The sequence below is a fragment of the Fictibacillus sp. Mic-4 genome (assembly GCF_049843615.1).
Taxonomy (GTDB): Bacteria; Bacillota; Bacilli; order Bacillales; family Fictibacillaceae; genus Fictibacillus_A; species Fictibacillus_A gelatini.
This window is the reverse complement of record NZ_JBBHZM010000030.1, coordinates 14873-27775: the sequence shown is the minus strand read 5'-3', so window position 1 is coordinate 27775 and position 12903 is coordinate 14873. Positions and strand designations below refer to the sequence as shown.

Sequence of the window (12903 nt, the reverse complement as noted above, 5' to 3'; positions counted from 1 at the left end):
CACCGCTTCCACAACGCTGGAAGCGGTGTTTTTCCTTTAACGCAATTTGTGATGTAAAATTGAAGCACATCATAAGTTAAGGAGTATATCTCATGAAGTTATTAATCGCCGACAGGGATCATAATGAAAGAACAGGCATTAGCTGGCTTGTCAAATCATACGCCATCCCGTTTGATCATGTATGGCTTGCCGGGACCATTCAAGAAGTGTTTCAACTCATCGAAGCAGAGATTCCCGATGTCGTCTGCATAGAATTGGATATGATTCCGAAAGATTCGTGGGAGTCTTTTAAACAATTAACGAAGCGTTATGGCGAAACAGTGATCGTGATGACCGCGGAAGCGACGTTTGAGCGGGCGCTCGAGGGAATTGAGCTTCACGCCTACGACCTGTGGGTGAAGCCTCATTCCCCGGACCATATTCGGCGGATTTTATTGGAGTGCACAAAAGAGCGGCTTCATCTGGCAGAAGCAAATGATTCTTCCGCCGAGTCTAACAAAAGTTCCATTTCGTACCGATCTTTATTTGTTCAACAAGCTTCATCGGTCGGGGATTATCAATTGATGCTGCTTCAACTTGAAGATCCTTCAAGGCAGCCCATGCTTCTTTCTTTCTTAGGTGATTTTCCATTTTATAAAGAACCTGTTATCTTGCCGCTCAGTGATGTGATCGTCTGTATTTTTGAACAAGAACAACAGCACTCGCTTACCGGGACGGGGCATCGTCTTCTTCGCGAATGGGAAGAAAAGTTTTCCGAAGCGCTTTCGCTTGTCATTTATGACAGCCGCGGCAGGACGCTTTCGCTTCATGAAAAATATTTACATGCCAAACAGGCGCTTGAAATTCGCTTCTTCAAAGGATACCGGCAATTGTCGGTTATTGAACAGAAAATCGACTGGGTGATGATTGATCCGTTTTTAACGCCGTCTGAACAACGAGAATGGATTGAGATGCTTGAATATGCCGACAAAGAACAATTGAAAAAATGGATGTACAAAGAATTTTTAAACAAAGAAGAGCCGTACCCCGAACCGGGCCTTTTGCGCACCCGCCTGACGAGCATATTGGCGCAAGTCCGCCGCTATATGAAATCGTTTTATTTAGACGAGGGAGAATTAGAGAAAAAGTATCATCAAGTGTTTGAAACGATTTTATATAACCCGATATTATACCGCATTGTCCAGGAGTTTTTGCTTTTTCTATACGAAGTCCTCGATCAGGCGCAGAATCAAATGGAAAACTCCAAAACGGATGTCATTGAACAGGCGCTCCGTTATTTGGAAGAAAATTTTCATGATCCGAATTTAAAGTTAGAGGAAGTCGCCCATTATGTGGATCGGAGTCCTGCTTACTTTAGTTCGCTTGTGACAAAAACGCAAGGGAGTTCCTTCCGCCAGATATTAACGGGCATTCGCATCAAAGAGGCAAAACGTCTCTTGCTCGACACGAAGCTATCCATACAACAGGTAGCGGAAAAAACGGGATTTGCAAACGGAAACTATTTTAGCAAGATTTTTAAGGAAAATACAGGACTTACTCCTCGATCTTTTCGAAATCGAAAAAAAGTATAGAAAACTAAAATAATTATAGAATTATGATGGAATCGTTTTCAAAACGGAAATTGAATCAAAAGAATTTAGAAAAATTCGAAAGCCTGCTATCTGTTTTTTGCTTTCCTCACTATTTACAATAAGAATGTAAAGAAAATTTCAAAAAGCAGGTGAGGATAGATGACAACAAGTCAAAAGAGGGTCATTGAAAACTATACAGGCACTGAACTTCATACGAAAGGCTGGATCCAGGAAGCGGCCCTTCGCATGTTGTTCAACAACTTAAATAAAGAAGTAGCAGAACACCCTGAAAAGCTCGTCGTTTACGGCGGAATCGGAAAAGCAGCGCGTAACTGGGAATGTTTTGATTCCATCGTTGAAACATTAAAAAATCTCGAAAATGATGAAACGATGTTAGTGCAGTCAGGGAAACCGGTTGCTGTTTTCAAAACGCATACAGATGCGCCGAGAGTGTTAATCGCAAACTCCAACCTTGTACCGGCATGGGCGAACTGGGATCACTTCCATGAACTTGATAAAAAAGGCTTGATGATGTATGGGCAAATGACAGCAGGAAGCTGGATTTATATCGGCAGCCAGGGGATCGTGCAAGGAACATATGAAACGTTTGCAGAAATCGCGCGCCAGCACTTTGGCGGCACGCTAGAAGGAACGATTACGGTAACGGCGGGCCTTGGCGGCATGGGCGGAGCTCAACCTCTAGCTGTTTCCTTAAACGGAGGCGTCAGCATTAACATCGAAGTTGATCCTGAAAGCATCCAAAAACGACTTGACACAAGATATTTAGATATTAAAACAGAAAGCTTAGATGAAGCATTAAAGCTTGCGATGGAAGCAAAGCGAGATAAAAAAGGAATTTCAATCGGACTTTTAGGCAATGCGGCAGAAGTATTAAACGAAATGCTTGACCGAGGATTTATCCCTGATGTATTAACGGACCAGACATCTGCCCACGACCCGATCAACGGTTACATTCCAATAGGGATGAGCCTGGAAGAAGCGGCAGAACTTCGCGCTCGCGATCCAAAAACGTATGAAGCAAAATCAAAAGCAAGCATGGCTGAACACGTCCGGGCAATGCTCAAAATGCAAGAACAAGGTGCAATTACATTCGACTACGGCAACAACATCCGCCAGGTAGCGAAAAATGAAGGGGTAGAAAATGCCTTTAACTTCCCTGGATTCGTACCAGCTTATATTCGTCCACAATTCTGTGAAGGCAAAGGGCCATTCCGCTGGGTAGCATTATCCGGTGACCCTGAAGATATTTACAAAACAGACGAAGTGATCTTGCGCGAATTCAGCTACAATAAGCATTTGTGCAACTGGATTAAGATGGCGCAAGAACGCATTCAATTCCAGGGACTTCCTGCCCGTATTTGCTGGTTAGGCTATGGCGAGCGCGCGCGTTTCGGAAAAATCATTAACGACATGGTAGCAAGCGGCGAATTAAAAGCTCCGATCGTCATCGGACGTGACCACTTAGACTCCGGTTCTGTTGCATCGCCAAACCGTGAAACGGAAAGCATGAAAGACGGCAGTGATGCTGTGGCAGACTGGCCGATCTTAAACGCATTGATCAATAGTGTCGGCGGAGCAAGCTGGGTATCTGTTCATCATGGCGGCGGTGTTGGAATGGGTTACTCGCTCCATGCAGGTATGGTTATCGTTGCAGATGGAACGAAAGAAGCTGAGAAGCGCTTAGAGCGCGTCCTCACGACTGACCCGGGAATGGGTGTTGTCCGTCACGCTGATGCCGGCTATGAGATTGCCATTAAGACTGCGAAAGAAAAAGGTGTTCATATCCCGATGTTGAAATAGTCATTAAAAAATAACCGGAGCGGAGATAAGACCCTCCGGTTTTCCCTTCACATCATGAATAACAGCAGAGATATGGAAAGTAAGTGGTTCATTTGCTTACGAGAAAGGAGAAATTATGGGTAAAAAACCATTAATGATCAGAAATGCAAGCCAATTGGTGACACTTAAAGGAGCGTCCGTTGCCCCGCTTACGAAAGAGGGAATGGAGAAGCTTCAAATCATTGAAAACGGCAGTGTCTGGTTGGAAGATGGCATCATCCAGTCTGTCGGACGGGATGAAGAACTGGCTGAGCGCTATAAAGACCGCATGCATGAGGCAGATATTATTGACGCGACCGGCAAGCTCGTCACACCGGGTCTTGTTGATCCTCATACGCACCTTGTTCATGCCGGCACAAGGGAAAATGAATTCAATATGAGGCTCCAAGGCGCAACGTACATGGAAATTATGAATAACGGCGGGGGCATTCATGCGACGACTTCGGCGACCAGGGCAGCAAGCAAAGAAACGCTTTTTGAAGAAAGCAAAAAACGGCTAGATCAATTTTTATTGCACGGCGTTACGACCGTAGAAGCAAAAAGCGGCTACGGACTTTCGCTCGAGGTAGAATTGAAGCAACTTGAAGTGGCAAAAGAGCTTCATGAAGCTCACCCGGTTGATATCGTAAGCACATTTATGGGGGCACACGCCGTCCCTGCAGAATACAAAGAAAACCCGGATCAATTTGTCGATATCGTCATCAACGAAATGTTACCGGAAGTGGCGAAACGCAACCTGGCCGAATTCAACGACGTCTTTTGCGAACGCGGGGTCTTTACGCCGGAGCAATCGAAACGAATTCTAGAAGCCGGGAAAAAATATGGCCTTATCCCGAAAATCCATGCGGATGAAATCGAGCCGTATGAAGGAGCGGAACTTGCAGGTGAAATTGGCGCCATTTCTGCCGAACATTTGCTTAAAGCATCAGATAAAGGAATCCAGGCGCTCGCCGACAACGGGGTCATCGCTGTATTGCTTCCAGGCACAGCGTTCTTCTTAATGGCGGAGTCGGCAAACGGCCGGAAAATGATCGACTCCGGCGTGCCAGTCGCTCTTTCAACAGACTGCAACCCGGGTTCATCACCAACCGTTTCAATGCCGCTTGTCATGAATTTAGGCTGTTTGAAAATGGGCATGACGCCTGCGGAAGTATTGGCAGCAGCCACAATCAACGCTGCACACGCCATCAATAGAGGAAAAGAAATCGGCAGCATCGAAGAAGGCAAAAAAGCAGACATCACGATTTTCGACGTGCCGAACTATATGGTTCTTCAATACAAATTTGGCGTCAACCATGTGCATAGCGTCATCAAAAACGGAGAATTTGTCGTAGAACAGGGAAGAGTAGTCTATCGCAACGCACCTGTTCACAATTAAACAAGAAATGGAAGCGCGCAATCTTGCGCGCTTTTTAAAAAAATATTCATTCCAGTGGGGAAATGGAAGGTGAGACAAAAATGCTGCAGCACAAGTACCGGTATTTTATCATTTTTATGATGATTGTCATTAACATCATTAACTATGTTGACCGTGGCGCGATCTCATTTGCCCAGGCGGACATCATTAAAGAATTTGGACTCGATCCAATTAGCTGGGGTGCCATTTTAGGTTATTTTGGATACGGTTACATTTTTGGAGCACTTTTTGGAGGGACGCTCGCTGATAAGAAAGGACCGAAGTTTGTCTGGCTCCTTGCGAGCATCGCCTGGTCTGTCTTTGAAATCGGCATGGCTTTTGCAGGAAATATAGGCGCCGTTTTATTTGGTGGTTCTGCGCTTTTAGGATTCGCAATTTTCCGCATTTTATTTGGCTTGTCAGAAGGGCCGACATTATCTACGATGAACAAAACGCTGGCGAACTGGGTATCCCCGAAAGAAAAAGGATTCACGGTCGCGCTCGGGTTATTAGGGACGCCGGTCGGAGCTCTCATTACTGCGCCGATCGTCGTTGGATTGCTTACTGTCTCCGGCTGGAGAACGACTTTTATTTTACTAGGGGTGTTTGGAATTATATGGGCCATAATTTGGTCAAAAGTATTTAAAAACCGTCCGGAAGACCATCCGAAAGTATCTGAAATCGAACTGCAAGAAATCCGCAGCACTGAACATTTGCTTGATGGAGAAAGAGGATTGGAAAGTGAGAATGATAGGCCGGTAAAATGGCACCATTTCTTCAAAAATCCAAGCCTTGTCTTAAATGCAGTCGGATATTTTGCATTCCTTTATGTCAACTTCTTGCTCCTCACATGGACGCCGAAGTATTTGCAGGACGAATTCCATTTTGATCTTGCCTCATTAGGATATATCGGCATGATTCCCTGGATTGGGGCAGTGTGTACAGCATTGATTGGCGGGAGATTTTCAGATTACCTCCGTGCAAAAACGGGAAGTCTGCGAGTTGCCCGGTCATGGTTTACTGTCGTTTCGCTATTTTTTACCGCCATTTGCTTTATGGCTATTCCTTTTGTTTCAACACCAACTGCAGTGCTAACTTTAATGTGTGTCGGAAACGCCTTTAACTATTTGCCGAATTCGATTTATTGGACAGTCATTTTGGACACGGCGCCTAATCAGGCAGGTACGTTTGGCGGGGTGACCCATTTTATTGCCAATCTGGCTACGATCATCGCGCCAACATTAACAGGTACATTAGTCGCAAAGTACAATTACAACGCGATGTTTACTGCAGCAGGAATAGCTGTCGTCATCGGAATGGTCGCCATGAGCTTTGTCAAACCGGGCAGCCGCTCGGCGACTCAGGAAAATTATAATACAAAGAGCTTGGCCTGAGCGTTTATACGTAAACATGTCTTTATCCACTAACAGCACAGGCGACAGTTACATTACGCTGCCTGTGTTGTAACTTTATGTCAATATCAAAAGAAAATGCAGAAACCTTTAAAAAATATAGATTAGAAAGAGAAAGTTTTAAAATACCTCAAAATTATCGTTAAAATTTAGAAAAATTCGAAAGTTTGTTATCTATATTTCTTCTTTTCAACGTTTTACACTTTAGTAGAAAGAAAATTAAAAAAGTTGGTGATGAATTTTCATGTGGGGGTAATCCTATATATTTTTTATCGCGTTACTTTAGTGTGATAAAGCATTAATAGAGAAGTTTGGTGGCTTAAATTGAATGTGATGAAGTCGTCAAGAAATGATCAATGAAAGCTGAAGGTGAGGGACACTAGATGAATAGACAGTATGAAACGGTGATCGTCGGGGCAGGTTCAATGGGTATGGCTGCTGGATATTTTTTAGCAAAATCGGGCAAAAAAACATTGGTCATAGATGCATATGACCCGCCCCATCATTTTGGCAGCCATCATGGAGACACTCGAATCATTCGGCACGCCTATGGAGAGGGGAGGAAATATGTACCATTCGCACTAAGGGCACAAGAGTTATGGAGTGAGCTAGAAAAGGAGTCAGGCAGGAAGCTATTTTCTCAAACAGGGGTCCTCTGCGCTGGGGCACCCGGGTCGCCGTTTACCGAAGAAGTGATAGAAAGCGCCAGACAATTTAACTTGTCGCTTGAAGTATTAACAAGTGATGAAATAAATGAACGGTGGCCAGGTCTAAAACTTCCAGAAGGATTTGTTGGTTGTCTTGAGACGGATTCTGGTGTCCTTTTTAGTGAAGAATGTATTCGCTCTTATCGCCAACTAGGTTTGGATTACGGTATGAACCTACTAACTAATACACCTGTCCAGAAGATCGATATGCATTCGGATGGGGTTACTATCCATACAAGTAACGAAAGCTATCAAGCTGATTCCGTTATTGTCAGCGCGGGAGCTTGGACTGGGGATCTTTTTAAAAGAACCGGTATAGAACTCCCTTTGCAGCCCATACGTAAAACCGTTGCCTGGTTTGAATGTGATGAGAAATTATACGATTTTAATTGTTTTCCCGCTTTTACCTTCCATTTAGGCGATGAACATTATTACGGATTTCCAAGCTTTAACGGATGTGGGGTGAAGGTTGGACGTCATGATGGAGGACAAAAGGTTGATCCTGATCATGCAAATCGCGAGTTTGGCATTTATCCTGAAGATGAGGGAGATGTAAGGAGTTTCTTGGAAAGATTCCTGCCTAATGCAAGCGGCCGACTTAAACAAGGAAAAGTATGCCTTTATACATTGACCCCGGATGAGCATTTTATTATTGATCGGCATCCACAATATTCTCACGTGATTGTTGCATCTGGTTTTTCAGGGCATGGTTTTAAATTTTCAAGTGCAGTAGGAGAGGCATTGAGTGAAATGATAACGAAAGGAAAGGCAAAACACGATCTTTCTATGTTCTCGCTTACGCGGAGCGGGCATATGCAAGGTGGGTTGAGTCAATACCATTTGTAAAAGCAAATCGCTTCAATTAAAGAGGGGACAAGGCATGAAATTATAGGAGAATGGGGGAACCATTTAATGAACGGACAAGCACAAACATTTAAGATGGACGATGCGCCGCTTAATAAATTTCATTTAAAAATTACTGCACTTACCTTTGGAGCAAATTTCTCCGATGGCTATGCCCTTGGGATCATTGGAATCGCTCTTACTCTTCTAAGCCCTCAAATGCACCTGAGTCCATTATGGGAAGGATTGATAGGGAGTTCTGCACTGATCGGACTCTTTGTTGGAAGTTTAGTGCTTGGAGGATTATCGGACCGGATCGGCAGACAGAAAATCTTTCTTGCTAATTTCCTGGTCACCACCATTGCTTCGGTTTTGCAATTCTTTATCAATGATCCCGCCATATTGTTTATGTTGCGCCTCTTGATCGGTTTTGCACTTGGTGGTGACTTTGCAGTAGGATCAACGTTGTTAGCAGAATTTGCTCCACGAAAATATAGAGGATTTTTGCTGGCATTTTTAAACGTGGTGTGGACAGTCGGTTACGTTGCTTCAACGTTGGTTGGATATTACTTAGAAAAGACAGGTCCCGAATCCTGGCGGTGGATGCTTGTCAGTTCGGCTATTCCTGCTTTTATTGTTCTACTGCTCCGAATCGGAACACCTGAATCGCCGGGGTGGCTGATTAGCAAAGGGCGATTGGAAGAAGCGAGACAAATTGTGAAAAAATATATTGGAGCAAATGCCGAAATCAATATACCGGCCATTTCGGCCGAAACATCAGCAGGTTTTAAGGCCCTTTTCACCAAAAAAATGTGGAGACGAACTGCTTTTGGAGGGCTTTTCTATGCCTGTCAGGTTCTTCCCTACTACGCAATTTATACATTTTTGCCTATTATCTTAAATGATATGGGTTTTACAGAAAACTTTCTCGCGGACCTATTCTTAAACCTATTTTTGTTAATTGGCACAGTTGCTGGACTCTGGTTTATGGAGAAATTCACACGAAGAGGTTTTACGATCAATACTTTTGCTATACTCACGATTTCTTTACTTGTATTAAGCGTCACTCATCACTCATCGCAAATGTTGGCAATGATTGCCTTTATCGTCTTTACATTTGTAATGGCTGCGGCTTCAAATCTTACATTAGTTTATCCGGCTGAACTCTTTCCAACTGAAATTCGCGGGACGGGAGTGGGAGCGGTTACAGCGATTAGCCGAATCGGATCTGCTATAGGAACCTTTCTCTTGCCCATCAGCATGGACTCTTTCGGGTTAGGTTCATCAATGATTGGAATGACCGTTGTTTTGTTAATCGGCACGATCATATCTGTAGCCTGGGCACCGGAGACAAAGTCCCTTTCGTTAACTGAAGCAAGTGACCCTTTAAATGATGCTAGCCACCCTTTGTATGTGGAAGGATCTCCTTTAAAAGAGGAAGGTGTTAAAAAATGAATGGAGAAATTCCGTGCCACCCTAAAAAAATTAAAGAGGTTATTCTTGGCGATAAATTTATCTCAATTAATGAGTTTGTTGCTGTTGCTAGATATGGGGCAAGAGTAACGTTTTCACAGAATTATTGTAATAGAGTAATCCAATCAAGAAATTTAATCGAAAAATTTTTAACTGAAAACAGAAAGATATACGGGGTAACAACAGGATTTGGAGAAAATGTATCAAAAATTATCTCACCTGAACAATCCGAAACATTGCAACGAAATATTGTTCGTTCCCATGCAGTTTCTGTTGGAGAGCCGCTAAAAAAAGAAGTCGTTAGAGCTTCTCAATTGATGATGCTGCAAAGTTTTGGACAAGGTTATTCCGGAGTGAGCTTGCAAATTTTAGAACTTATTCGCGGACTTTTAAATCATCATGTAACTCCTTATGTTCCTGGAGAGGGGTCGGTCGCTTATTTGGCCCCCGAGGCGCATATGGCTCTTGTTTTAATCGGTGAAGGAAGGGCATGGCATAAAAATGAACTTTTGTCAGGGAAAGAAGCGCTTGAAAGAGCCGGTTTACATCCGATTACTTTGGGGTGCAAGGAGGGATTGTCCCTGCTTAACGGAACGTCCACTGTTACTGCTTTTTCAGTGCTGGCGGTTTATGATGCAATGACATCTGTAAAGGTTGCTGATATAGCTGGAGCTATGTCTCTAGAGGCATTAAAGGGTACGATAAAAGCTTTTGATCCAAGGATTCATAAGGCGAAAAAACATAAAGAACAGGCAGGAACTGCTCGGAATATCGTAAGGATTCTTGAAGAAAGTGAAATCGCTGAGAAGCATAAAGACTACCGATTGCAAGATGCCATTAGTCTAAGGGCGCTCCCGCAAATGCATGGCGCCGCCAAAAAGGCAATAAAGAACGCGTTAGAGGACATTGTAAACGAAATGCAATCTTGTGGGGACAATCCAATTGTGTATCCCGAAAATGGTGATGGGGTAGCCTTAATGACGGGAAATTTTGATGGGACGTATGTCGGCATTCAAGCGGATAGTATGTGCATTGCCATAACAACTTTGGCCAAAGTATCAGAGCGAAGAATCGATCGATTGGTAAACCACCATCATAGTGAGCTTCCTAGCTTTTTAGTTGCTAATCCTGGATTGAACAATGGCTATATGATACCCCAGTATACAGCCGCTGGTCTTTATGGAGAGATGAAAACATTATCGCATCCCGCATCCATTGATAATGTGCCAACATGTGCCAATCAAGAAGATGCAGTGAGTTTTGCTTACTTTGCTGCCAAAAAAGCTTATCTTATAACGAAAAAATTGCATTACATTTTAGCCATAGAGTTGATGTGTGCAACTCAGGCGCTCGATTTTTTAAAACCACTGCATCCAGGCCAGGCAACGAAGGCGGTTTATGACTTGATCCGCAGCAAAGTGCCTGTTGTAGAGGAGGATCGTTTTTTCTATCCGGATATAGAAAATATTTATTCTCAAGTATTGCACGGAGAAATTATTGAAAGGGTCGAAGAAATAATAGGAGAGCTGGAAATTTAAATGTTCATTCGTTTGAAGAGGGTGTCCTGAAAGCGTGCTTTTTAGGATACCCTCTTTTTTTGTTAGGAGGGCGGCTGCTTATAAAGAACCTCCAAACACGGGTGAATAAAGAACGCGGTGAGTCTCATAGATTAGGAATTAGAGAATAATGAATGGGAAAGTCAATCAGCTTAGAAAAGGGAGAGAAGCTACTTGTCACGAGCGCAGGAGTTTATCGACATCTTGGATCAAATGGAGCTGGCCTGGGGCCGGGGGCAGGAAACAGCTATGCTCATGGTTACAAGTGTTCGCGGATCGGCTTATCGACAGCCAGGGACAAAAATGATCATGGCGATGGATGGATCTATGTTCGGAACGATCAGTGGTGGTTGTTTGGAAAGTGACCTTTTCGGTTGGGCACAAAAAGTGATTTGTGAGAAAACGCCGATGGTACATGGATACGATTTGAGTGCGGATGAAATCTGGAGCCTGGGCATTGGATGTAAAGGATCGCTGGAAATATTCATACTTCCAATAGTAAAGGGCGATGTCTTTTGGCGTACAGCCCGTCAAGTCTTGCAATCGGGACAGGTCGCTTGCCTTGTTATGGAGGTTTCAAAGGGCACACGGGTGTTGATCGGAAAAGATGGAGAGTGCTATGGAGAGACGGAAAATTTACCCGAAGCAGTATATAAGCGAGCAATGCTTGAGATGAGGGAACAGACGAGGGCAAAGGTAGTGGAAGCAGAAAAACAACGATTTGTCCTAGATGTGCTTCGTCCAAACGAGCGTTTAATCATTGCGGGTGCCGGTCCAGACGCCCAACCGGTTGCTGAGTTGGCGGCGAAAACTGGATTTTCTGTCACCATTGTGGACCCGCGGGAGTATTGGAACAATGAAAGACGATTTCCAGGAGCTAACCACATCGTTAAGGAGCCGGGCAATCTTCTTCCTGAATATGTAGCCGGTTCCTGGTGGGTCATCATGAACCATCATCAGGAACGGGACCAATCTGCACTCAGGCTTGCGTTGCAAAGCGATCCACGCTACATTGGAGTACTCGGTCCTATGACAAGAACGGAGGAGATGCTAGGTAGAATTGGCTTTCATCTCACAAGTGGCCCTATTCATTCACCCGTTGGACTTGATCTGGGCGCGGAGACGATGGATGAGGTGGCAATCAGCATCGTTTCCGAATTGATGGCGTTCAAAAACAATCGCACGGGAGCGCCACTCCATGGCAAGGTAAAAATCCATGGTTAAAGTAGGTGCAATTATTCTGGCGGCCGGTATGTCTACGCGTATGGGATCGCAAAAACTATTCGCTAATCTATGCGGCAAACCTCTTTTTCGTTATGCAGTCGAAACCGTTGTTCAATCAAAATTATCGCCGATTGTCCTTATTGGTGGAGAAAATGTTGGTAAGCTGAAGAGGCTTACAAAAGATTTGCCTATGGTACAGGTAATTGCCAACCGTAACTATTCAAGCGGGATGGCGTCTTCCTTAAAACGAGGAATTGCCGAAGTGGCTGGAAAGGTGGACGGGGCAGTGATTGTTTTGGCTGATCAGCCGCTCGTTCAAGTAGAAGTAATCGAACAATTAATCGCTCACTATAAGGGAGCGCGAAGCAGGGGGATTCAGATCGTAAGGCCCAGTTATAACGGGAAGGCAGGCCATCCTGTTTTGTTTGATTCCCAGTTGTTTGCTGAATTTGACCAAATTGATGGGGATGAAGGCGGCCGTTCCATTGTGGCGCGAAAGCACAAAAAGCTGATTACGGTTAATTTTGAAAACGGGTATTGGGGAGAAGATGTGGATACCCCGAAGGACCTGGCCAAACTGCAAAACTACGCAAACGAAAACTAGCCAAAACTTCCAATGAGTTTTGGCTAGTTTTGCTGTAGAAAACGATACGTTCCTGGTGCCCCTTCTAGAAAAATAGTTTGGATTTCAGTAATCGAACATTCGTTATTTTAAGAACACCTCGTTAGATCTGTGAAATGAGGAAAAACGATCACGAATCGTTACATGATTTCGTTCTCGGACAATAAGTGCTCTTATTTAGACAATAAATCATCCGGTTTAGACAATAAAATTTTACTTTTGGACAATAAGTGAAAAAA

9 protein-coding genes are annotated in these 12903 nt (G+C 44.0%); all 9 read left to right on the top strand.

The window, feature by feature from the left end; genetic code table 11:
* The first annotated feature begins 92 nt into the window (after window positions 1-92).
* The 9 genes from WD019_RS16650 to WD019_RS16610 all read left to right on the top strand — a co-directional run bounded on the left by WD019_RS16650 (window position 93) and on the right by WD019_RS16610 (window position 12646).
* Window positions 93-1571 carry a helix-turn-helix domain-containing protein gene (locus WD019_RS16650; protein ID WP_026677358.1) on the top strand — a complete coding sequence of 493 codons (1479 nt, stop codon included), beginning with the start codon at window positions 93-95 and terminating at the stop codon, window positions 1569-1571.
* Between the two features lie 159 nt (window positions 1572-1730).
* Window positions 1731-3392, top strand: a complete 1662-nt coding sequence (gene hutU, locus WD019_RS16645; RefSeq protein ID WP_425712230.1) for a urocanate hydratase — start codon at window positions 1731-1733, stop codon at window positions 3390-3392.
* A 115-nt stretch (window positions 3393-3507) separates the two neighbouring features.
* On the top strand, window positions 3508-4809 hold the full coding sequence (hutI, locus tag WD019_RS16640; RefSeq protein ID WP_425712229.1) for an imidazolonepropionase: 1302 nt from the start codon (window positions 3508-3510) through the stop codon (window positions 4807-4809).
* A gap of 80 nt (window positions 4810-4889) precedes the next feature.
* The gene (locus WD019_RS16635; RefSeq protein ID WP_425712228.1) at window positions 4890-6221 is read left to right on the top strand and encodes an MFS transporter; all 1332 of its coding nucleotides are present in this window, start codon (window positions 4890-4892) and stop codon (window positions 6219-6221) included.
* A 401-nt stretch (window positions 6222-6622) separates the two neighbouring features.
* Window positions 6623-7792: an N-methyl-L-tryptophan oxidase gene (gene solA, locus WD019_RS16630; RefSeq protein ID WP_425712227.1), complete on the top strand. Its 1170-nt coding sequence runs from the start codon at window positions 6623-6625 to the stop codon at window positions 7790-7792.
* 66 nt (window positions 7793-7858) lie between these two features.
* Entirely contained in the window at window positions 7859-9244 is a 1386-nt protein-coding gene (locus WD019_RS16625; RefSeq protein WP_425712226.1) for an MFS transporter, read from the top strand.
* The gene (gene hutH, locus WD019_RS16620; RefSeq protein ID WP_425712225.1) at window positions 9241-10800 is read left to right on the top strand and encodes a histidine ammonia-lyase; all 1560 of its coding nucleotides are present in this window, start codon (window positions 9241-9243) and stop codon (window positions 10798-10800) included. Before WD019_RS16625 ends, hutH begins: the two co-directional genes overlap by 4 nt.
* Before the next feature lie 192 nt (window positions 10801-10992).
* Complete coding sequence (locus WD019_RS16615) at window positions 10993-12042, top strand: XdhC family protein (RefSeq protein WP_425712224.1); 1050 nt, start codon at window positions 10993-10995, stop codon at window positions 12040-12042.
* A complete protein-coding gene (locus tag WD019_RS16610; protein ID WP_026677365.1) occupies window positions 12035-12646 on the top strand; it encodes a nucleotidyltransferase family protein in 612 nt (203 codons plus the stop codon). Before WD019_RS16615 ends, WD019_RS16610 begins: the two co-directional genes overlap by 8 nt.
* Window positions 12647-12903 lie beyond the last annotated feature (257 nt).